Origin of the sequence: Bradyrhizobium sp. i1.15.2 (genome assembly GCF_040548425.1) — a bacterium.
Taxonomy (GTDB): domain Bacteria; phylum Pseudomonadota; class Alphaproteobacteria; order Rhizobiales; family Xanthobacteraceae; genus Bradyrhizobium; species Bradyrhizobium canariense.
On sequence record NZ_JBEPRQ010000010.1, the window covers coordinates 1 to 21,526 of the forward strand.

The window sequence follows — 21,526 nt, forward strand, 5'->3', positions numbered from 1 at the left end:
GGGCCGACACAACCTCGGCGAGCGACCACTCGGGTACTACCTCGCGGATGGCATCTTCCAAACGCTCCAGCCGCTCACTTTCCTGGCGTATCCCCCTCAAGTAACTCTTCGAATGCGATGCGCTGCTCGCGATGCTCGAGCTTCTGCGACATGAGCCATCTCATGTGGGCTGGTCCCCACGTTGTCTTGCCCGGATAGATGCGTCCCAGCCGCAGCATCAATGACGAGATCTGTTGACGCTTGCCCTGGAGGTCCTTCTTCACTGCTTGACGGGCGCGCGAGAGATCGCGCATAGCCTCATGGCGCTCGTCCGGCACCCACACCGCCGTGAGCTCGTCCGCGCGCAACAGCTTGGCGAGGCTTACCGCATCGCGCCGGTTCGTCTTCACTCGATCGCCGGCCTTCTTCGGAACGAGCGAGGGGGCCACCACCAGGCAGTCATGGCCGAGGCTCTTGAGCAGTCTGTAGAGACCGTATCCTGTTGGCCCTGCTTCGTAGCAAAACGTCAACTGACAGCATTTCGCTGCAAGCTTTGCCACCAGCTTTCGGATCGCTGCCTCCGTGGCAGGAAACTCCCCGAGATATCGTACCTCGCCGCCACGGCCGCCATCGGCAATGGCTATAGCATTGCGCGATTTTGACGTATCGATTCCGACAAAGAACTCGGTATGATGACCCACGACTCGCCCTCCTTGTTTGAGGCTCTACCCGGTCCATCCGGGCAACCCTCGTCGCAACATCGAGGGTGAGTCGCCTCATTTTGTGGGGGGACATACAGTCTAGCAGACCTCACAGGCCGAAGCGATATAAAGTGCGCGAGCAGGGTTGATACCCTTTATTGAAACAACCATAAAGGGTACTAGCTTCGTTGCCGAAATCGGCGAAGGCATCGAATAGGCGGGGTCTAAAGGATGCAGGATTTGGCGTTGGCCATGGTGATTGTTGTGGCTCTCGGAGGAGTCTTGTTCGGTGTGAGATATATGCGTCGCGAAGCTTACCTGCCGTATCACGCTATCGTAGTTGGAAAGCCCTTCAACGAACTCGATTCGGGTGTTCAAGCAATCATTCTCGGCATGCTGAAAATCATTGGCAGTGGTTTTGCCACATTAGGCATTACGCTCCTTTGGTTGTGTTTTGCGCTTTACACGGGCGAACGCTGGGCGCCGTGGGCGATCTTGACCGTCTCAGCCGTCGCGCTGATCCCGATGCTGTATGTTGCAATCACATTGCGAACGTTCCGGCCTGGCGCGCCGACGCCTGTACGTCCCACGTGCGTTATGATGATTTTGATTGTGATTGGCGTCGGTCTGTCTTTGTTTACGCAGCATTTTTAGAACGCAGTAGACGTCCGCTTGTGGCCCGTGACGGACCTTAGCTCAGAACACCGCGGCGGCCGCTTTCGGGAGGTGAGCCGACGTGCAATCTGCGCGATGGCTGCTTTTGACCGATAGCGGCGTTCAATGCGGCCACGCAACACACTTCGGCCATGGGCTAATCCGATAGCTCGCTGGCGAATGGGGACGCTGATGGTCAGATTGTATTGGATCTATGCTGCCGTACTCGGCTGCTTGACCTCGTCTGCACAGGCTGCCGGTGTTCAGCTTCTGGCTACCGATCCCAGTCTGGCTGGCGCTATATGGTACCCTTGCGCGGCAGCGGCGCAACGAGTGCCGCTCGGCAAACTCACCGTCCAATTTATTGAAGCGATTGAAGGTGCGAAGGACTGTCCTGTCACAGGAACGAAATTGCCACTCGTGATTGTCTCACACGGACGCGGCGGTTGGTTCGGACAACACGATGACACGGTGCAGGCTCTGGCAAACGCCGGATTTGTCGTCGCCTCGATCAACCTTCCGGGTGACAATGGAAACGATTCCTCGCAGCGAGACAGCCTTTCCATTCTGGCATCCCGGCCCGCCAGCATTATCCGATTGCTTGATTTCATCTTGAATGACTGGAAAGACCGGGCTGCGATTGATTCCTCCAGGATCGGCTTCTTTGGGTTTTCGCTCGGCGCCTATACCGGATTGGTTTTGGCGGGCGGCAATCCCGATCTCCGGAGATTTGCGCTTTACTGCTCGGATGCGAACCGAACGCGGGCATGCGAGCAACTCCGTAGCGGCGACATACCAAACAGCTTGCCTCACGAACCTCGTATCCGAGCCGCAGTGCTCGCCGATACGGCAGTTAACTTTGCCTTTCCCGCCGACCGCTTGGCAGACATAAAAATCCCGCTGCTGATCTGGCGATCAGAGTTTGGGGGTGCAGGCGTAGACCCGAAAAACTCAGCGCTCGTTGCTGAGTCGCTGCCCGGCAAGAAGGAAGTGCGTGTGGTGCCTGCCGGTCATTTTGCTTTCCTGTCGCCGTGCTCGGCAGAGTTCGCGGAGAAGCTTCCTCGCTTCTGTGCTGATCCGCCAGGTTTCGACAGGAGGGCATTCCATCGCGAGTTCAATGCCAGCATCATCGATTTCTTTCGAGAAACTCTCGTTCGCCAGGGTGAGAGCCGCTAAAGCAGCCGATCCATGGAACGCGACAGTAGGGAGCGCTTTTTCCCTTAGCCGAGGGGGCGCCTGAACGCGTCATGTCGGCTCTTGGAGACAAATCCGACGGCAACCCGGCATCCGCCGCTTTTGAACCGTTCGGGGGGGCCGATCATATGGCGTCATTGAGAATGTAGTCACCCACGCCGACCATCGCAAATTAGGGCTCGGGCGACGGGTCCTCACCTATGCGCTTGAGATCGCATCGCAGGCCGATTGCTATAAGGTCCACTTGGCAACGGGGTCCAAGCGTGAGACGACTCTGCGCTTCTACGAGCGGGCAGGATTCGAACGAGGCGGCAAAACTTACTTCGAAGTGCGGCGGTCTCGGGAATTGGTCCTCAGCCGACTCCTTTAACGTGGGCTGACGATATCTACTCGCAAGTTTAGAGCGGCTATTCACCCAAATCGATTTTGTGAGCACCCGCTCACGGCGCCGGACACGCCGCTCCGGTCTTCGCCCAGGCCTCCACCAGCGCGCCGGCCTGCGCTTGCGTGCCCGGCACGGGCGAGCGGCCGAAGCCGGGCTTCCAGGCCCAGCCGACGAGGGTGTCCTTGCCGATATGGTCGATCAGGTCTTCCACCTTGCGGCCGCCATTGCGCGCAGGATCCCTGATCTGCTCGCAGATCTCGGCGACAGTCTTGCCCTCCCAGGCCATCTCGCGCGGGGCCAGATGCCAGTCGGGATGGCCGGGCATGCGGCCGGGCTCGAAATTGGCCTTCTGGTGGCAGGTGTTGCAGCGCATCGCCTCGAGGCCGTGGCCGTCGGCGCCGCGCGTGACGGGTGGCTGATGCAGGCGGGCATTGTCGCCCTGGTGCGGCCTGTCGCCGGCCGGATGACAATTGGTGCAGCGCGGATGCGTCAGTACCTTGCCGAGTTCGGTGAAGATTGCGGCCGAACGCTTCTCTGTGTCGCCGATCGAAGCAAAGCTCTCGGATGAGGCGAGGGCGTGGCTTGCCGTCCCCGACGCCGCAAAGCCCGCACTGAGACTGCCGGCGAGGGCGGCGACCACAGCAATCATCTTGAACCGCAGGTCGGAGATCATGATGCGCGTCACTTGGTGGCCATGAGGTAGCGCTTGGAGTCGGCGAGGATCACGTCGCGCACCGCCTCGTGATATTTGACGTAGCCGGTGCAGCGACAGAGATGACCGTCGAGCGCATCCGCGATGGTCTGCTCCAGTGCCTCGCGCGCCACCGGTGTCCGCGACAGGCGCTCCAGCAAGACCTGGCCCTCATTGAGGAAGCCGGCGGTGCAATAGCCGCACTGAAAGGCGAAATGCGCGATGAAGGCCTTTTGCAGGGTCGAGAGCTCGCCGTCCTTCGCGTGCCCCTCGACGGTGCGGATCGACTTGCCGTCGAAATTCACGGCGGGCGCGACGCAGGTCGGGCTGGTGGTGCTGGTGCCGTCGGGCGCGTCGACGATGACGGCGCAGCTCAGGCATTGCGCGGCGCCGCAGCCGAACTTGGTGCCGGTCATGCCCAGCATCTCGCGCAGAAAATCATTCATCGAGAGATCGTCGCGGACGTCCATCGGACCGTGCTTCTGGCCGTTGATGGTGAGGCTGAGGGTCGTCACGCGAGCACTCCCTTCAATAGGCTTGCGGTGACCGGCAGCGCACGGAAGCGATGGCCGGTGGCGTCGTGGATGGCGTTGATCAGCGCCGGCACGATCGGGATCATCACGACCTCCGCCATGCCCTTCGGTGCTTCGTCTGCCGTCTGCGGCTTCAGCATCTCGATCTCGAGATCGCGGAGCGGCAGGTCGGAGCCGCGTGCGACCAGATAGCGCCCGAGATTCCATTCGCCGTTGCCCGGCCCGCCTTCGAACGGGGGCAGGGTTTCGAGCAACGCGTAGCCGACGCCCATGGCGAAGCCGCCCTGGGCCTGGCCCATCACCACCTCGGGCACGAGCGCGGTGCCGCATTCGAGCACGCTATAGGCCTTGGCGATGCGCAAGCTCCCGGTTGCGCGCTCGATCTCGACGCGAACGACCGTGCCGCACATCGAGGTGTAGGCGGTGCCGATCCGGTTGTTGTCGGTCGGCGGAAACTTGACGCTGGTGCGGTTGATCCGCTCGAACTTGCCGTTGCCTTTGCGGATCGCCAGTGCGTCGATATCGGCGCGGTATTGCTCGCCGGACAGCGGGAAGCGTGCCCGCGACCACGCCCAGCGCGAGAAGCTGTGCGCAACCGCACCGGTGACGAAGCCGCGCGAATGAGCTGTTGCCGAGAGCACGGAGAGGGCGAGCGGTTCGAGGCCGGGCATGGTGAGCTGGCCGTTCTTCCAGCTTGCGCTGGCCCATTGTCCCGCGCGCGGATCAGTCTTTGCGATGCGCCACAGCTCGAGCGCCGAGGGCCATAGTCCGAAGCGGAAAATGACGCGGGCGGCTTCCGCGGCGGAATGGGTGCCGACATGGGCGCCGATCGAGGAGCTTGTCGGCGAGCTGATCGCGGGCACCCAGCGCGGGTTTTTCTCCGCGGCATCCTGGGTCTTCTGGTCCATGGTGGAGGGATCGCCCGACGTGACCAGCCCGAGCACGTCATAGCTGTCGACGCGGGCGACCGAGACCTCGTCGGCGATGGCGCCGAGATGGCCGGCGACGCGGTTGGCCAGCGCCGTCCCGATGCCGTTGCCCATCTCGACATGATCGCAGAAGATCACGATCTTGCCGTCAGGTCCAAGCTCGACACGGCCGAGCGAGCCGTCCGCGCCGGAGCCATAGTCTTTCGTCACGCAGGCGACGCCGGTGCCGACCAGCCGATCCGACGAGGTCTGCTTGAACTGCGCCCGCTGCTGCCAGATCGGGTGCTTCTCGAGCTTGTCGAGGATTTCGGGCGTGCGCACCGAGACGATGTAGGGATTGCCCGTCATGGTCCGGCCGTTCTGGGGCAGCGCGTTGCGCCGCCGGAATTCGATCGGATCGTGCTTGAGCTCGGACGCGGCCTCGTCGATCAGGACCTCCAGCGCCGTCATGGCTTGCAGGATGCCGTAGCCGCGCATCGAACCCGCGCTTACGCCGCGCGAGTGCACCGCGACAGTCCTGACGTCGACGTTCGGAATGTCGTAGATGCCGATCGCGCCGGTGGCCGCGACGACGGCAACACTGGCCGAGAAATGGGCGATGCCGCCGCCGTCGAGCACGTGATCGGCCGCGAACGCCTTGATCTTGCCGGTCGCGCGATCGATACCGATGCGCGAGCGCATCTTGATCGAATGGCGCTTGATGCCGGCCTGAAACTGCTGGTAGCGGTCATGCGCCAGCCGCACGGGCTTGCCGGGAAAGCAGACCGCCGCGAGCGCAACATAGAGAATGAAAGGCGTGTGATCGCGGCCACCAAAGCCGCCGCCGACATGGGCGAACTGCGCGTTGATGTGCGCCGGCTTGTAGGGCGCGCGGGCCTTGCCCAAGAGATGCGCGATCGATTCCGCCGCCTCGTAGGGCGACTGGACGCCCAACAGCAGTTCGAGATTGCCGCCCTTGCCGTCGTACCAGGCGAGCCCGCATTCCGGCTCCAGGAACATCGGGTCGACCGATTGCGTCTCGAACTCGCGGTCGAGCACAAGCATGGAGGCGTCATCCGCTGCAAGCTCGGCACGGATCTGCTCGCCATATTTCGCCGCCTTGGCGTAATCCGCGGGCATGTCCTTCGCGAGCGGCGACCACACTGGCAGCGCCGCGCTCTGGACCTTCTTGGGCGAGACCCAGCCGGCCTGGAGCGGCGAATAGACATCCGGCTTGTCAGGCGAGGGGCCTGCCACGCGGGTGAAGCGGAAGGCTCCGTAATCCGGGACGACGACAGGCCCGGTCTCTTCGCCGAAATGGACGAACGTGCCGTCGCGCAGCGCCAGACGCGCCTGGTCGAAGGCGTCGAACTTTTCGAAGATCAAAAGCGCGACCGGCTGTCCCAGATAAAGCGGCGTCTTGCCGATCGGGCAGAACAGGTCGCCCGCATAGAATTCCGGCACCTGGGTCCCGATCCGGTCGAGATCAGTCGCAGTCACCACCACCGACGGCTTGAGCGCGCCGCCGAGGCGGGCGAGGTCCAGCCCGGTATAGACGTGCGTGGCGTCGTTGGCGCGGACCAGGATGGCGTGCGAGGTGGCCTGCGGCCAGCCCGGCATGTCGTTGGCGCGGAAGTCGGAGGCGTAAAGCTTTGCGCCGGTGACCTTGGCGACGCCGTCGACACGGCCGGCGCCATTTGTCGCGGGATTGAACTTGCCGCGTCCAGGCAGCGTCTCGTGCGCTGCGAAGGGCACGCCCGCCGCGGACGCCAGATGTGACAGGCTGACCGAGATGCCTCCCGCCGACAACCACTTCACGAACTCGCGTCGCGAAGGCCCCATGATCATATCCTTGTACAGAGTTTCGAGAACATCGGGATGCGGCCAGCATGCAATGTCCGGAGGGCATAGGCCAGCGCCAGCGCGAATCCGTCACGATGCATCCTGCGACGATAGAACGGCTGAGGAGGTTTACAACCAATGAATGTGGTGCGCTTGCGCCTCGAATTGTGGTTTGGTGCTTGCTTTAGAGTCGAATCGAACGGAAGACGGTCCGGCAACAGGGGGCGCAATTCAAATGCAGCAGGATCCGAACGGTGCGTCTTCAGTCACCAGCACGATGGGCACGACGACGTTGTCGCGCCGTCAATTGCTGGATTGCGGTCTCAAAGCGGGCGCGTTGTCGCTGTTCGCAGGTGCCGCAAATGCCCAGCACGCCGTGCACGACCATGCGGGCATGTCCCACACCGCGGACATGTCGCCGAGCATGGGGATGGTCGCTGAAACGCCGGTTCCCGCCATGGACCAAGCGCTGGTCGAGCCCGAGGTGCGGCGGTCCGTCAATGGCGTGCTGAGCACGACCATGCGCGTCGGCTATGCCTATCGCCAGATCGGCGGCGTCAGGCTCTATGTCAGGTCCTATGAGGGCGGCAGCCCCGGCCCGACCTTGCGCATGAAACCCGGCGATACCCTGCGCATCAAGATGATCAACGATTTGCCGCCGAACCGCGATGGATTGCCGGCCGACATCAGCCATCCGCACCAGTTCAACAACACCAATTTCCATTTCCACGGCGCGCATACCAGCCCGAGCGGGATTTCCGACAACGTCATGCGCTCGATGGCGCCAGGCCGCAGCTACAACATCGAAATCACCCTGCCGGCCGATCACACCATGGGCACCTACTGGTATCACCCGCATCACCACGGCAGCGCCGACATCCAGATGTCCTCCGGCATGGTCGGCGCCGTCGTCATCGAGGGTGATTTCGCCGAAATTCCCGAGATCGCCACAGCCCGCGAACGGCTCATGGTGCTCACCCAGGTGGTCTACGATTCCAACGGCATGGTCGAGAATTTCGAGACGCTGTTTCCCGAGACCGCGACGCGCTTTCTCGCCATCAACGGCCAACGCCGGCCAATGATCGAGATGCGGCCCGGCGAGGTGCAGCGCTGGCGCATCCTCAATGCCGCCTATCAGGACGACATGCTGCTCGACCTGGAGAAGCACGATCTGCAAGCGATCGCCTATGACGGCATCCAGCTCGGCGCCATGCAGCCGCTCAAGCAGGTCCTGATTGCGCCCGGTCAGCGCGCGGACATTCTGGTGAAGGCAGGCAGCCCCGGCACCTACGCCTTCAACGCTACGCCCTACGATCAGGGGCATCCGTCGCCGGTCGGGCCCTTGGCGCGGGTCGTGGTGTCAGGTGCGCCGATGGACATGAAGCTGCCGCGCGTCCTGCCGCCGGCGCCGCTCGCGACCATCAAGGACTCCGAGATCACCAACCGCCGCAAGGTGGTGCTGTCGGCGACCGCGCCGGAGGCCGACGCCGCCGGCCATTGGCAGGAATTCGAGTTCTTCGTCGACGGCAAGAAGTTCGTCCCCGGCCGCATCGATCAGCGGGTCAAGCTGGGCGCGGTCGAGGAGTGGACCATCGTCAACACCCATGAGCATGACGACCACGTCTTCCACATCCATACCAACCCGTTCCAGGTGATCTCGGCCAATGGCAAGGCGCTGGCGGTGCCGGAATGGCGGGATTCCGTGATCGTGGAGCGCAAGGGCGGCCAGGTCGTGTTCCGCTCGCGCTTCATCGATTTCACCGGCGTCTACATGCTCCACTGCCACATGATGAACCATGAGGAGATGGGCATGATGCAGACCGTGGAGGTCTACAAGGCCTAAGCTGCGGGTCGAATTGCGCGAATTCGGCGGCGCGCGGGGCTGATCCGGGTCCGGCCGGGCTTCCCCTGGGGGCCCGCATGGCCTATGACGCTGCAACGCAACAATCCCCAAAAAGACCTCATGATCCGCCTCGACAACGTCAGCAAGCAAGCCGGCCACCAGATCCTGTTCATCGAAGCGTCCGCCGCTCTCAACAAGGGCGAGAAGATCGGGCTCGTCGGGCCGAACGGCGCCGGCAAGACCACGCTCTTCCGGATGATCGCCGGCGAGGAACCGCCCGATGAGGGGCAGGTCTCGACCGATCGCGGCATCACCATCGGCTATTTCAACCAGGATGTCGGCGAGATGGCCGGCCGCAGCGCCGTGGCCGAGGTCATGGACGGGGCAGGACCGGTGAGTGCGGTGGCGGCCGAGCTGCACGAGCTCGAGACCGCGATGGCCGACCCTGATAAGGCCGACCAGATGGACGAGATCATCGCCCGCTACGGCGAGGTGCAGCACGCGTTCGAAGAGCTCGATGGCTACGCGCTCGACGGCCGCGCGCGCGAGGCGCTGTCCGGCCTCGGCTTCAGCCAGGAGATGATGGACGGCGACGTCGGCAAGCTCTCCGGCGGCTGGAAGATGCGCGTGGCGCTGGCGCGCATTCTCCTGATGCGTCCCGATGTCATGCTGCTCGACGAGCCCAGCAACCATCTCGATCTCGAAAGCCTGATCTGGCTGGAAAAGTTCTTGCACGATTACGAAGGCACGCTGCTGATGACCTCGCACGATCGCGAGTTCATCAACCGCGTGATCTCGAAAGTGGTCGAGATCGATTCCGGCTCGCTCACCACCTACGCCGGCAATTACGAGTTCTACGAGCAGCAGCGGGCGCTAAGCGAGAAGCAGCAGCAGGCGCAGTTCGAGCGCCAGCAGGCCATGCTCGCCAAGGAGATCAAGTTCATCGAGCGGTTCAAGGCGCGCGCCTCTCACGCAGCTCAGGTGCAGAGCCGGGTGAAGAAGCTCGACAAGATCGAGCGGGTGGAGCCGCCGCGCCGCCGCCAGACGGTTGCGTTCGACTTTCCGCCGGCGCCGCGATCCGGCGAGGATGTCGTTGCGCTCAAGAAGGTGTTCAAGGGCTACGGCAGCAAGCGGATCTATGACGGGCTCGATTTCATGATCCGCCGCAGGGAGCGCTGGTGCGTGATGGGCGTCAACGGCGCCGGCAAATCGACGCTGCTCAAGCTCGTCGCGGGCGCGAGCGAGCCGGACGATGGCACCGTGGCGGTCGGCGGCAGCGTCAAGATGGGCTATTTCGCGCAGCATGCGATGGATTTGCTCGACGGCGAGCAGACGGTGTTCGAGTCACTCGAATATGCGTTTCCGACCGCGGGGCAGGGCTCTCTGCGCGCGCTCGCCGGCTGCTTCGGCTTCTCCGGCGACGACGTCGAGAAGCGCTGCCGTGTGCTATCGGGCGGCGAGAAGGCGCGCCTCGTGATGGCGAAGATGCTGTTCGATCCCCCGAACTTTCTGGTGCTGGACGAGCCGACCAACCATCTCGACCTCGCCACCAAGGAAATGCTGATCACGGCGCTGTCGGATTTCGAGGGCACCATGCTGTTCGTCTCGCATGACCGGCATTTTCTCAGCGTCCTGTCGAACCGCGTGCTGGAGCTGACGCCCGAAGGCATCCACCAGTTCGGCGGCGGCTACACGGAATATGTCGCGCGCACGGGGCAGGAAGCGCCGGGGTTGCGGTCGTAGTGATCGGCGGTAGCCCGGATGGAGCGAAGCGCAATCCGGGTTTCGTGCCGCGTGGGCAGTCGCGCGATGCGGTTGGTCCGGCCCCGGATTACGCTTCGCGCGATCCGGGCTACAGGAGCGGCCGCTGGAATTTCGTAGCCCGGATCGAGCGAAGCGCAATCCGGGATTCAATCTCCGCGCTCTCCGAAGTTGCCGTCGACCTCCGCGGCTCCTCCCCAATCGGGGCGGAAGCACGCCTTCGCGGACGTAGCGATGGAGCGACGAATGCGGCCAGTCTATCGGTGACGCGACAAGGCCGTGCTTGACTGGATTGTAATGGATGTAGTTCGCGCAGCGTTCGAAATCGGCATCGTCGCGAATGGTGTGCTGCCAAAATCGCCGTTGCCACAACGCGAATTCGCCCCGACGTTGCGGGAGATGGGGGCACCTGAAACAGCCAGTTGATGCGTGAAGGAGCTCTTGATCCGCCACCATCGGCCGGAAAAGTCAGCGTCATTGTCCGGCAGCGTCATGATGACGTGCAGATGATCAGGGAGGACCACGATTGCATCGATCGTGAACGGCCTGTCGGCGCGCGTCATACGAAATGCGTCGCGCAGTTTGTCAACATGATCGACCAACGCGGATGATCTTCGATCATCCCGCGCCACCGTGAAGAAGAAGGTCCCGCCAGGGACGAAGTTGCGCCGGTAGCGAACCACGCGGGCACCTTCCCGGATTACGCTTCGCTCCATCCGGGCTACAACCAGATCGAGAGATTTGCAATCCATTCGCTTGCTTGCGCGTTTCAGGGGCTCTCGCTACGCTCTTTCAAAAAAGGGAGCGAAACGCGCGTGAAGCAGGTCAGGTTCGGCGACATCACCATCGACGCGGTGATCGAGCGGGAGGGCCCGTGGCGGCGGCCGCAGGATTTTTTCCCGGCCTATGACGAGGGCGTATTCAAGCGGCATTTGCCGACGATGGAGCCGGAGGTGTTCGACGCCGCGCGCGGCATGATGGTGATCACCTATCAGACCTTCGTGGTGCGCACGCCGCGCTATACCATCCTGGTCGATACCTGCACCGGCGAGGACAAGGGCCATCCGCCGCCGTTCGATTTTCCGGGCAAGGCGCGCTGGCGCAACGAGCTGTTCGCGCTCGGCATCGGCTTTGAGCAGATCGACTACGTGTTCTGCACGCACCTTCACATCGACCACACCGGCTGGAATACGAGCTTGCGCGACGGTCGTTGGGTGCCGACGTTCCCGAATGCGAAATACGTCTTCCACAAGGGTGAATATGCGGCCTGGGAGGCCGAGCATGCCAAGGGCTGCAACCCGCCCGGCACCGTGTTTCGCGACAATTGCCTGCCGATCGTCGAGGCAGGCCAGGCGCTCCTGGTGGATGACGATTACGCGCTCGACGACACCGTCACGCTGACGCCGACGCCGGGGCATTCGCCCTGCCATTGCTGCGTGAACATCTTCTCGAAGGGGCGCCGCGCGGTGGTCGCCGGCGACCTCATGCATCATCAGATCCAGTGCCGCGAGCTGGACTGGTCGGCCAGACCGGATTGGGATCCGAAGCAGTCGGCGGTGTCGCGGCGAAAGTTCTTTGCTTCCGTCGCGGACACCGACACGCTGATCCTGCCTGTCCATTTTCCGGCGCCGACGGTCGGGCTGATCAAGCCGCTCGGCGCCGCCTTTGATTACCGTTTCAAGCGAGAGTAGGGCTAGCTCAGTAGGTGTAGAACATCCGCTGGATTTCCTTCGTGTCGGTCGTCTTTGTCAGCGCCAGCATCAGCAGAATGCGCGCCTTTTGAGGGTTGAGCGTATCCGAAACGACGAAGTCGTGTTCGTCGTCCTTGGCCTCGCCATTGCGTGCGACGATGCCGTTGCCGACGCGGCTGCTGCGAACGATCACGACACCCTTCTTGCGGGCCTCGTCGAGAGCTGGCTCGACCGCGGGCCTGGCCAGGCTGCCGTCGCCGACGCCGGCATGCACGATCCCCTTGGCTCCGGCGCCGACAAAAGCGTCGATCGCGACCCGGTTCATGTTGGCATAGCCGTAGACGATATCGACTTGCGGCAGGACATCGAGGCTGGAGACGTCAAATTCGGAGTCCGCCGTGTGGCGGCGCGTCGATTGACGATAGAAGTACGGCTTGTTGCCCTGCATGTAGCCGAGAAAGCCGAGTTCCGGTGTGCGGAAGGTGTCTGCCGTCGAGGTGTTGTTCTTGGTGACATCGCGAGCCGCGTTGATCTGATCGTTGAGAGCAACCAGCACGCCCTTGCCGACGGCCTCGTCACTGCCCGCGAGGATCACCGCGTTGAAGAGGTTGATCGGCCCATCCGCGCTGATCGCCGTCGACGGTCGCATTGCGCCGACGACGACGACGGGCTTCTTGCTCTTGACGACGAGGTCCAGGAAATAGCTGGTTTCCTCGATCGTGTCGGTCCCGTGCGTGATCACGATGCCGTCGACGTCGTCCTGCGCGAGCAGCGTGTTGACGCGCTTGGCAAGCTTCAGCCAGTAGTCATTGTTCATGTTCTCGCTGGCGATCTGGAAAACCTGCTCGCCCTTGACGTTGGCCACCGTTTTCAGTTCGGGGACGGCATTCAGGAGGGTCTCTATGCCCACCGTGGCTGCGGTGTAACCGACCACGGTGGTGCTGCTCGCGCCGCTGCCGGCGATCGTGCCGCCGGTTGCGAGCACCATGACGTTGGGCAGTCCCGGGCCCCGCGCGTTCGCGGCTTCAAGTCCGATGAGCAGCGCGAAGAGCAAGCTCATTGCCGCGATGAAGTGATGACGCACTCGAGGTTGCCACATCTTGACGTCCCTTTCCTAGAAAGCCTTGTCGATGCGCCCCGCTTCGCTCAGCACCACATGATCGGTCAGTCGAGAGCTCCTGTCTAGGGCGACGCTTTCGGATGATTTGGTCTGGAAGCCGGCACACGCAAACACACACGCGAATGGCCGGGACAAGCCCGGCCATGTGGCAGTTCGTCTGGCGATTGCTCGCTAAAGCAGCAGCGAATTCGCGGCGCCTTACGCGCCCATCTCGCACTTCTTCATAAAGCTGTTCTTGGCGGCGCCGGCGAGCGGCTTGCCCTCGGCGCTGACGGCCTTGGGCGCGCAGGCTTCGGCTTTGCACTTCTTCATGAACGAGGTCTTGGCGGCGCCAGCCAGGGCCTTGCCGTCCTTGCCGACGGCCTTGCTTTCGCAGGTGTCCTCCGCGAAGGCCGAACCCGCTGCAAACGTGGCAACGATCGCAGCCAGGAAAATCCGCTTCATCATGATTGTCTCCCTAAACCAGAAATGGCACGCGGATTGGAGCCGGGAATCGTGGCGCAATCAAGCTGGATGAGCGCCTGCTGTCCGGTCTTCCTGGCGATTTTTCGAACGCGGGTTCGACGGGGCCCACGGTCTGCTGCACTGCTCGCTGACCGGGACGGGCGATCCTGCTAGCTTCGGGCGAGTTTAGCCGAAGGGAGATCGTGATGGAGACCCTGATTGCGAACATGCCGGATGCCGCTTCTGACCGGCATTCTCACCTGGTTCGGCCGCAAGACATGGAATGGCAGAAGACGCGCTTTCCCGGCTGCGAGGCCAAGACGCTGCTGTTCGATCGCAGCAGCGGTCTGATGACGGCCTTGATGCGCTTTGCGCCGGGATCGGTGCTGCCCGATCACGAGCATGTCGGCGTCGAGCAGAGTTATGTCATAGAGGGCGCTCTCGTCGACAACCAGGGACCGGCCAAGGGGATTGCCTGCAAGGCCGGCGAATTCATCTGGCGCGAGGCGGGCAGCCGGCATGCGGCCTGGTGCCCGGAGGGCGCCCTGATCCTGGCGATCTTCCAGGTGCCGAACAAGTTCTTCGAAGCCGACGGCCGCGTCGTCGATGCCGCCGGTCAAGATTGGGACCAAACGTGGGGGCACACCAACGCGCAACGGGCGGGGAGGCCGCGATAGGCGGCTCTTCGCAGCTCAACTGCCGTCATCGATGCTTCTGACGAGCATGGTGACCTGAACGGCGATCAGCCGCCGCATCTCCTTGCCGTTCCTGGCGGTTTCGCGCAGTCCCCGCATGCCGAACACCAGGCATCGCGCCAGCACCTCCGGCTCGATCGCTATCCCGGCGGCCTTCACCTGATCGCGGATGAGGTCGGCGACCAGACACTGGAAGTTGTCGTAGACCTTCCGAACTGCGGGGAAACGGAGGTCGAACAGATCTGCCGAATCGGGATGCGCCTCGATCAGGTCGAAGCCATGCGATCCCCAGGATTTGCAGGCGTGGAGCAGCTTGGCGTGAAGGCCGTCGAGGCGCGCGATTGCGGCCCTGATCTCCCGATGCTTCTGCTCGTCCATTCGCTGGATCACCGCCGCGAACACGGCATCCTTGTCGGGGAAGAGCAAATAGAGCGCCGGCCGCGACATTCCCGCCTTGGCGGCGACGTCGCCCATCGTCGTGCGGGCATGGCCGTAGCGGGAGAACACCTCCGTTGCAGCCTCGACGGCAAGCGCCTCTTTCGAAATGCTGGAACGAGCCATGAGCCTCACAAGCGTTGGAATTGAACGTCGAGTCATATTGACAAAATATCAATAATTGTCAATTTGACGGAAGCGGCATGAGGCCACGAGAGGTTCTGCGAGATGAACGATGAAGCGCGACTGAAGATCTGGAACACCTATCAGGCGGCGTGGGGACCCATCGATGAGGACGAGCGGCGTCGGCTGCTTGAGCAAAGCGTGGCCGCGGACTGCGTGTATACCGATCCGGGCTCGCAGATTGAGGGACGTGACGCCTTGATGGCGCGCATCGGTCAAACCCAGCTCAAGTTTCCCGGCGCGCATTTCAGGAATGACAGCTTCCTCGAGCACCATGATCAGGGGCTTTTTCGCTGGACGATGTACGACGGCGCCGGTCGCGTGTTCGTCACGGGCGAGAGTTTTGGCCGCTTCGGCGACGATGGCCGCCTCGTTCAGGCGACGGGCTTCTTCGAGGTGCCCGCAGCCAAAGCCTGAGCGCTGGCCGGCGCGGCAGCCGATCCTGCCGCTCCGGGCGTCGCCCTCAGGCGCCGCGCGCGAGAAGCGCCTTGAAGTCCGCGCGTGCGCGCTGTGCTTCGGCTCGCGCCACCGCGGAGGCGTCGCCGAGGCCGAAATAGCCGTGGATCAGGCCGGGGCCTTCATGATGCTTCACCGGCACACCGGCGGCTTCCAGCGCGCGTGCATAGGCTGTGCCCTCGTCGCGGAGGGGATCGAACCAGGCGGTGGTCACGATCGCGGGCGCGACGCCGGCGAGCGAAGCCGCGCGCAGCGGTGATACGCGCCAGTCGGTCGCATGCGAGGGATCGGCGAGATAATGGCCGCAGAACCACTCCATCACGGCGCGCGAGAGGAAGTAGCCTTCGGCATTCTCGGCGCGCGAGGGGAAGCGTGCGTTCTCGCGCGCGTCCGCATAACTGCCGAGGACATCGGTCACGGGATAGACCAGCAGTTGTGCGGCGAGCTTGATGCCGGCGTCGCGGCAGGCGATCGCGCTGGTGGCGGCGAGATTGCCGCCGGCGCTGTCGCCGGCAACGCCGAGGCGTTTTGCATCGCCGCCAAATTCCGCGACGCGGCCAAACACGTCGCTCACCGCGGCAAAGGCGTCCTCGAACGCGCCGGGAAAGCGCGTTTCGGGCGGGCGACGGTAGTCGACGGAGACGACGACCGCGCCGGTCTCGATCGTAAGGTTGCGTGCCTGCCGGTCGTGAGTCTCGAGGTCGCCCGCGACCCAGCCGCCGCCATGGAAAAACACCACGGTCGGCGCCGGCGTGGTGCCGACCCGGTAGATACGTGCATCGAGCGGTCCGGCGCCGCCTTTCACCTTGATATCCGCGACGATGTCCACCGGCGGCGGCGCTATGGCCGCGCGTGAGGCAGCCAGTGCGCGCAAGGAATCGCGTGCGCTCTGTGGCGTCATCGTCTTGGCATCGCGCATCGGCAGCAGCGGAATGATCTGGGCGATGACGGGATCGAGCGGTGCGGCCATGTTGGGATCCTCACAGGGTTCTTGGTCTTGCTTGCGGGTTAGCATAGATATGGCGCGCCGCATCGGCAACGGCTCGCAGTTGCCATGCCAGGGTTTGCGATGCCATGGGATGAACGGGCAGGGAGGTCTTGAGGTGGAATTCGAAACGCTGGTCCAGTCGCGCCGCAGCGTGCGCGGCTTCAGGAACGAGCCGGTGCCGCGCGCGGTGATCGAGGCGATCATCGACAGTGCCAAACGTGCGCCGTCGTCGATGAACACCCAGCCTTGGCATGTCCACGTGCTCACAGGCGGGCCGCTGGATCAGCTGCGCCGACGCAACATGGAGGAAATGGTTGGCGGCGCCAAAGTCAAGCGCGACATCGTCAGCCATGGCGAATACCAGGGCGTGCACCGGACGCGGCAAGTCGACGTCGCCAAGAAACTGTTCGGCGCGATGGGGATCGCGCGCGACGACAAGCCGATGCGGCAGGACTGGGTGCTGCGCGGCTTCCGCCAGTTCGACGCGCCGGTCTCGCTGGTCTTGACCTATGACCGCGTGCTCGATCCCGGCGCGGTCTGCCATTTCGATCTGGGCGCGCTCTGCTACGGCATCGTGCTCGCGGCCTGGGACCGCGGTCTCGGTTCGGTGATCAACGGGCAGGGCATCATGCGTTCCGACATCGTGCGCGAGGTCGCGAACATTCCGGAGGACGAGGTGATCATGACCTGCGTCGCGATGGGCTATCCCGACGACAACTTTGCCGCGAACGCCGTTCGCTCCGATCGCGGGGGCAACGACGATTTCGTGCGTTACGTCGGATTCGCCGAGTAGCGCAGGCAGAGGAGATTATTCTCTCGCCGATTTTTTTTGGTGCGGACCGCTTGGCGGCCTCTTGCATTCTCGATCGTGCGGGAGGAACAATGTGCGGACTGAAAGGTTTGATGCTGGCGCGAGGGAATTGACATGCGGCGGCTCGCTAGCCTGGTTCGACGGTTCTTCGGCCCGCGAGTGCGGCGTCCGATCGATGATGATCCAAGTCTTCCTTTCACCCCCGAAGAGTTCGGCCGGATGATCCGCAGCGGCCGGCACGAGGACATGAAGCTGCTGGCCGAAGGGCTGGCCTGCCGGACCGTTCCGCGCCGCACCAGACACCGCGCCGCGCACTAGGCTGGGGTCGAGACGGGTTGCTGCGCTCATCTCGTGAGTGCGACCTGTCTGAACGCGGTCAGCAGTGCCTTTTCCAGCTTTCCACTCATTCCGCAGAGAATGTTATAAGCCTCTGCCCGCGGCATCGTTGGCTTGTAGTGCCGGTGCTCGATCAGGGCAGCGTAGATGTCCGAGATCGTCAGGATGCGCACGATATCGCCGATGTTCCCGGCGCAGAGCGCATCCGGGTAGCCGCTGCCGTCGAGAAATTCGTGATGATGCCGCACGGCATCGAGGATCTCCGGCGAAATATTGTCGTGGTCTTTCAGAAAATCGTAGCCCGCCACCGGGTGCGTCTCGATCATGGCACGTTCCTCCGGATCGAGACGGCCGGGCTTGTCGAGGATGGCAAGCGGGATCCGGGCCTTGCCGATGTCGTGGAACATGGCCGCCGTGTATAGCCGCTCCAGATCTGACCTGCCGACGCCAAGGCTCAGGCCGAAATCGATGGCGACGCCGGTGACGAGGAGGCAATGCTGATAGGTCCCCTCGTGATGGCGCCGCACCGTCGTGAGCCATTCCGACAGGCCATGCTGGGTGATGCGATCGGCGATCTGGCGGCCGGCTTCCCTGGCGCCGCTGACGTCAATCGGCTGCCCCGATGTCACCGAGGCAAACATCGACGCGATGGCAATCGCCGCGGTCTCGACGGCGTTGTCCGGCTGCGGCGCGTGACCTGAGGAAGCAGGCGCCTCTTCGGCGGGATCAACCAGCGCTGCCAGCAGCTTGATCTTGTCGATCGTCCCGGGAAGGACGAGCGTGGCTCCGAGCGCGTAGGCCTGCGAGATACTCATGTGAGAGGAGTGCTCGACCAGGAAGATGCGCTTGGTTGCCTTCGCGAGCTTTACGCCTCGTTTCTTGATGGCCGCAATGGTGTGGACATCACGCAATTCCGCACGGATGACGATCGCGAACGGCACCTGGGACAGCTTGGCTTCCGCGTCGAGCCGTTCGCCTGCGACGGCAAACTGCTGCTCGAGCATCGAACAGACGCTCGACAATTTGTCTGAAGAATCAGCCAGCACATGCACGAACGGGCGTACCGCTTCCTTCTCTCGGATGCCGCCGTCGCCCTTGACGGGGCGGGATATAATTCGCGCGTTCTGCACGGTTGACCTGAATTATGCTGAGTGGATGGGCTGATGAATCCTTGGGCCTATTTGCTCTGAGCGGCAGTCTGCGCGGCGGCTGCCGGTTTCCTCTTGCCGTCTGCGGTGACGAAGTGCACGCCGGCGGTGGTGCCGTCGATCCAGACCAATTCGCAGCGCCGGTAGGCGAGCCCCGTCGACGACAGCAGCAGGAAGAATTCCTTGGCCCGCAGAACGTCGAGCGTGCCCTCGACTTCGATCTTCGCACCGCTTTGCGATATGTCGAGCAGAACGCAGCTGCGCCGCCACGTGCCGTCCGAGCCCATCAGATTGACCGGCTGCTTGTGATCCATTTTCACGCGCTGCGCTTTGCGACCGTCGAACTTCATCGGCTAACCCCCATCTTCGCGCCGCGATTTGCCGGATCGCTCGTGTTGGCGCTTGCCGCTATTTCCCCCCATCGCACTGTCCATTGGCTGGTGGACAGAAGCAGCGTCTCGAAGATCCGTTGCGCGCGCTCGCGCCCGGCATAGGAGAGCCTTTTCCCGCTGCGGTTGCTCAGGATGGTAAGGGTGGTCTGCCAGTTCAGCCGCGAGGCCCGGCACGCCATGACCAGCCCCTCGCAATCGTCGTCGCTCACGACACGCTCGATGATTTCGAGCGGCGCCCCTGAAAGCACCGACAGCGCCGTGAATAGGTTGGCCGTCTCGCCGCGGATCGCAAAACGGTTCACCGTGGAATCGTTGAGCTTGCCGATGCGGTTGAGGACGACGATCTCCGGCCTCGCGCTGGCGTAGTCGGCCCTGCAAGGCCGCTTTGGCGGAGCCGGCTCCGTTTCCGGCACCGGCGACGCGGCGAGCGGGTTGGGCGTGGCCGGCGCCTTCCGGGCTGGTGGGGCGGAGAGCAGCTTGCGCACGACCAGGTCGGGCGTGCCGGGCCGGAGCACCAGCGCCTTCGCGATCTCGCCGTCCTGGTCGGCCATGGCAATCAGCGCTGCATAGGCTGCGTCGGAGAATTTCGTTCCCGGGTTCTTGATCAGGGCAAGGCAGATCGGGCCGCCGTGCTTGATCAACGCTTCGGTCACGGTCGGCGCGATGTCGCTGCGGGCGGCGATCGCGCGTCGATGCCACTCGCCACGGGAGTCAATGACAGCCTCGAGATCTGCCGCGGAAAGTGCGCGCGACTTGAGCAACACAGGACATGCCACGTCCGGATTATCGTGCGAGGCGAGACGCCACAATGTTTCGGGAGGCGCGATGTCAAGCTCGGCGAGCGCCATGCTGAGCTGAACCAGTGCGCTGGTCTCGACCCGTTCCGTCAATCGCAGCAGAACACCGTCGACCACGTTGACGAGCAATTCCCGGCACTGGCCGCGGCTACCAGTGAGCAACTGCACCATGCCGGAGAGAATGCGTGCGCAACGCTCCGCCGGGCACGTTGCGACCGTCTCTTCCAATTCAGCGAGAATATCAGCAGGCGAATTTGCCATCATGGCAGGGGCCTGACCTAAAATTAATTTGGACTATCGAACTGCTTCTATTCCGCTCGACAAACGTTAATTTGAAATTTTGATTTTGCTCGTCTAGGTATATGTGCACCGCTGGCCACACGGGAAACGCTATCGAAAATTGGCGAGATTTGATGCGCCGGCTTGTCCTTGGACTTCGACGCTCGCCAACTGGTCAACATAGTTCGAAGTGATTCTTTCAGACTTAAGGGACACCGGAACGGGGAAGTTGGGCCGGCATCGTCGCCGGACGCGCGTGTGTTGCGACGCGAAGTTTCACATTTGCCATGAACAGAACTGATGATGCGCCGACGCTAGCGCCGAAGGTATTTCGTTTCACCGACGTCGATGAATTTCGAAGTGCCATACGAGGCCTGAACTTCGAGTTCACGCCTTTCGTACGGAGGATTTCGGCCGAGCAGACCATTCTGTCGCTGCCCGGCTGCGACGTGAACTTGACGCGGGCATTTCCGCGGGTCGTCGACGCACAGCTCGTCGAGAATTGTACCGCGATCGGATTCACGATGGACGATTTGGACGTGCCGGTTCGATTCAACGGCACGCAGCGCACACGACCCGTCATCGTCATGGGCAGCGGCGGCGCAACCTACACCACCATCGAGGAAGTGCCGCGGCAAATCGGCTCGGTGGTGTTCAGGCCGGAGGTGACGGATCGCGGCTGGCCACAAGCAGCCCTCTGCTTCAACATCTTCGAAACGACCGCCGCGGGCTTGAACCGGCTCCGCGGTGTGGTTCGGGAGGTGCTGGCAGCCGCTTCGGGGCCGGTCGATGCACCCGACGTGCCGCTGAAGGCTGCCGCCATGAGGGAGACCTTGCTCGGCGCTGTGGACGCAATTTTCCACAATATGGGTCCCGCGCGATGGACCCTGCGCCCCAATGACGAGCGCAACTTCAAGGTCTTTCAGGACATCCGCGCGCTGCTTTCCGACGACATCTCCCAGCCCATCTACAGCGACGAGATCGCGCGCAAGCTCGGCTTGTCCGTTCGCACCATGCACGACGTCGTCCGCCGCTATCGCGGCATGAGCCTGCACCGCTATCTACGTCTGCGGCGGCTGTGGCTGGTGCGTCAGCGGTTGCTCGCCGGTGCCGACAGCGTCAAGGCCGTCGCGCTGGCGTTCGGCTTCTGGCATCTCGGCGACTTCTCCAGAAGCTATCGTGACAGGTTCGGCGAGACACCGTCGCAAACGCTCGAGCACGGACGGCGAACCTAGCGCGTCAAAACGTTGAGGCCGGCCT

21 protein-coding genes and 2 pseudogenes are annotated in these 21,526 nt (G+C 63.2%); 11 read left to right on the top strand and 12 right to left on the bottom strand.

All coding sequences use genetic code 11. The annotated features are described in order from the left end of the window. Positions 1-680 (bottom strand): annotated as a pseudogene (locus ABIB80_RS19235) (IS110 family transposase); the annotation flags it as partial. A gap of 246 nt (positions 681-926) precedes the next feature. On the opposite strand from ABIB80_RS19235, the gene ABIB80_RS19240 reads away from it, so the two are divergent. The 3 genes from ABIB80_RS19240 (at position 927) to ABIB80_RS19250 (ending at position 2,898) form a co-directional block, all read left to right on the top strand. Beyond that, complete coding sequence (locus ABIB80_RS19240; RefSeq protein ID WP_157158546.1) at positions 927-1,334, top strand: hypothetical protein; 408 nt, start codon at positions 927-929, stop codon at positions 1,332-1,334. Positions 1,335-1,526: 192 nt separating this feature from the next. Further along, entirely contained in the window at positions 1,527-2,510 is a 984-nt protein-coding gene (locus tag ABIB80_RS19245; protein ID WP_007591806.1) for an alpha/beta hydrolase family protein, read from the top strand. Between the two features lie 154 nt (positions 2,511-2,664). Further along, on the top strand, positions 2,665-2,898 hold the full coding sequence (locus tag ABIB80_RS19250; protein ID WP_502918731.1) for a GNAT family N-acetyltransferase: 234 nt from the start codon (positions 2,665-2,667) through the stop codon (positions 2,896-2,898). A 70-nt stretch (positions 2,899-2,968) separates the two neighbouring features. On the opposite strand, the gene ABIB80_RS19255 is transcribed toward ABIB80_RS19250, so the two are convergent. Genes ABIB80_RS19255 through ABIB80_RS19265 form a run of 3 tightly spaced genes read right to left on the bottom strand, consistent with a single transcriptional unit; the run spans position 2,969 to position 6,887 of the window. Continuing rightward, the gene (locus ABIB80_RS19255; protein WP_354128140.1) at positions 2,969-3,586 is read right to left on the bottom strand and encodes an Isoquinoline 1-oxidoreductase subunit; all 618 of its coding nucleotides are present in this window, start codon (positions 3,584-3,586) and stop codon (positions 2,969-2,971) included. An 8-nt stretch (positions 3,587-3,594) separates the two neighbouring features. After that, positions 3,595-4,119, bottom strand: a complete 525-nt coding sequence (locus ABIB80_RS19260; protein ID WP_007591800.1) for a (2Fe-2S)-binding protein — start codon at positions 4,117-4,119, stop codon at positions 3,595-3,597. Beyond that, complete coding sequence (locus ABIB80_RS19265) at positions 4,116-6,887, bottom strand: xanthine dehydrogenase family protein molybdopterin-binding subunit (protein WP_007591798.1); 2,772 nt, start codon at positions 6,885-6,887, stop codon at positions 4,116-4,118. The genes ABIB80_RS19260 and ABIB80_RS19265 overlap by 4 nt, the downstream gene beginning before the upstream one ends. A 235-nt stretch (positions 6,888-7,122) precedes the next feature. Here ABIB80_RS19265 and ABIB80_RS19270 point away from each other — a divergent pair, with 235 nt between their 5' ends. Next, positions 7,123-8,730, top strand: coding sequence for a multicopper oxidase family protein (locus tag ABIB80_RS19270; protein ID WP_354128141.1), 1,608 nt, complete (start codon positions 7,123-7,125; stop codon positions 8,728-8,730). A 120-nt stretch (positions 8,731-8,850) separates the two neighbouring features. Further along, positions 8,851-10,473, top strand: coding sequence for an ABC-F family ATP-binding cassette domain-containing protein (locus ABIB80_RS19275; RefSeq protein WP_007591795.1), 1,623 nt, complete (start codon positions 8,851-8,853; stop codon positions 10,471-10,473). A gap of 167 nt (positions 10,474-10,640) precedes the next feature. Here the strand turns inward: ABIB80_RS19275 and ABIB80_RS19280 are convergent. Then, positions 10,641-11,174, bottom strand: a pseudogene (locus tag ABIB80_RS19280) (REP-associated tyrosine transposase). Between the two features lie 132 nt (positions 11,175-11,306). On the opposite strand from ABIB80_RS19280, the gene ABIB80_RS19285 reads away from it, so the two are divergent. Further along, positions 11,307-12,182, top strand: a complete 876-nt coding sequence (locus ABIB80_RS19285; RefSeq protein ID WP_354128142.1) for an MBL fold metallo-hydrolase — start codon at positions 11,307-11,309, stop codon at positions 12,180-12,182. A 7-nt stretch (positions 12,183-12,189) separates the two neighbouring features. Here the strand turns inward: ABIB80_RS19285 and ABIB80_RS19290 are convergent, their stop codons facing one another. Then, positions 12,190-13,281, bottom strand: coding sequence for a type II asparaginase (locus ABIB80_RS19290; protein ID WP_354128143.1), 1,092 nt, complete (start codon positions 13,279-13,281; stop codon positions 12,190-12,192). Positions 13,282-13,500: 219 nt separating this feature from the next. Beyond that, complete coding sequence (locus tag ABIB80_RS19295; protein WP_007591786.1) at positions 13,501-13,749, bottom strand: hypothetical protein; 249 nt, start codon at positions 13,747-13,749, stop codon at positions 13,501-13,503. 203 nt (positions 13,750-13,952) lie between these two features. On the opposite strand from ABIB80_RS19295, the gene ABIB80_RS19300 reads away from it, so the two are divergent. Then, on the top strand, positions 13,953-14,423 hold the full coding sequence (locus tag ABIB80_RS19300; protein WP_007591784.1) for a cupin domain-containing protein: 471 nt from the start codon (positions 13,953-13,955) through the stop codon (positions 14,421-14,423). Between the two features lie 15 nt (positions 14,424-14,438). Here ABIB80_RS19300 and ABIB80_RS19305 read toward each other — a convergent pair whose 3' ends face one another. Further along, complete coding sequence (locus ABIB80_RS19305; RefSeq protein WP_007591783.1) at positions 14,439-15,002, bottom strand: TetR/AcrR family transcriptional regulator; 564 nt, start codon at positions 15,000-15,002, stop codon at positions 14,439-14,441. Positions 15,003-15,104: 102 nt separating this feature from the next. Between ABIB80_RS19305 and ABIB80_RS19310 the strand changes: the two genes are divergently transcribed. Then, positions 15,105-15,476, top strand: coding sequence for a nuclear transport factor 2 family protein (locus ABIB80_RS19310; protein ID WP_007591775.1), 372 nt, complete (start codon positions 15,105-15,107; stop codon positions 15,474-15,476). 46 nt (positions 15,477-15,522) lie between these two features. Here ABIB80_RS19310 and ABIB80_RS19315 read toward each other — a convergent pair whose 3' ends face one another. Then, positions 15,523-16,485 (bottom strand): alpha/beta hydrolase, encoded by a 963-nt coding sequence (locus ABIB80_RS19315; protein ID WP_007591774.1) that lies wholly within the window; start codon positions 16,483-16,485, stop codon positions 15,523-15,525. A 133-nt stretch (positions 16,486-16,618) separates the two neighbouring features. Between ABIB80_RS19315 and ABIB80_RS19320 the strand changes: the two genes are divergently transcribed. Both ABIB80_RS19320 and ABIB80_RS19325 read left to right on the top strand, forming a co-directional pair. Further along, positions 16,619-17,296 (top strand): nitroreductase, encoded by a 678-nt coding sequence (locus ABIB80_RS19320; protein ID WP_007591772.1) that lies wholly within the window; start codon positions 16,619-16,621, stop codon positions 17,294-17,296. Between the two features lie 132 nt (positions 17,297-17,428). Next, complete coding sequence (locus ABIB80_RS19325; RefSeq protein WP_007591770.1) at positions 17,429-17,632, top strand: hypothetical protein; 204 nt, start codon at positions 17,429-17,431, stop codon at positions 17,630-17,632. Positions 17,633-17,658: 26 nt separating this feature from the next. On the opposite strand, the gene ABIB80_RS19330 is transcribed toward ABIB80_RS19325, so the two are convergent. The 3 genes from ABIB80_RS19330 to ABIB80_RS19340 are packed head-to-tail and all read right to left on the bottom strand — an operon-like array spanning position 17,659 to position 20,251. Then, positions 17,659-18,780: an HD-GYP domain-containing protein gene (locus ABIB80_RS19330; protein ID WP_007591768.1), complete on the bottom strand. Its 1,122-nt coding sequence runs from the start codon at positions 18,778-18,780 to the stop codon at positions 17,659-17,661. A 47-nt stretch (positions 18,781-18,827) separates the two neighbouring features. Next, positions 18,828-19,148, bottom strand: coding sequence for a PilZ domain-containing protein (locus ABIB80_RS19335; RefSeq protein ID WP_007591767.1), 321 nt, complete (start codon positions 19,146-19,148; stop codon positions 18,828-18,830). Further along, complete coding sequence (locus ABIB80_RS19340) at positions 19,145-20,251, bottom strand: DUF2336 domain-containing protein (RefSeq protein ID WP_007591766.1); 1,107 nt, start codon at positions 20,249-20,251, stop codon at positions 19,145-19,147. Before ABIB80_RS19340 ends, ABIB80_RS19335 begins: the two co-directional genes overlap by 4 nt. 302 nt (positions 20,252-20,553) lie before the next feature. On the opposite strand from ABIB80_RS19340, the gene ABIB80_RS19345 reads away from it, so the two are divergent. Continuing rightward, complete coding sequence (locus ABIB80_RS19345) at positions 20,554-21,501, top strand: AraC family transcriptional regulator (RefSeq protein ID WP_007591765.1); 948 nt, start codon at positions 20,554-20,556, stop codon at positions 21,499-21,501. Positions 21,502-21,526 lie beyond the last annotated feature (25 nt).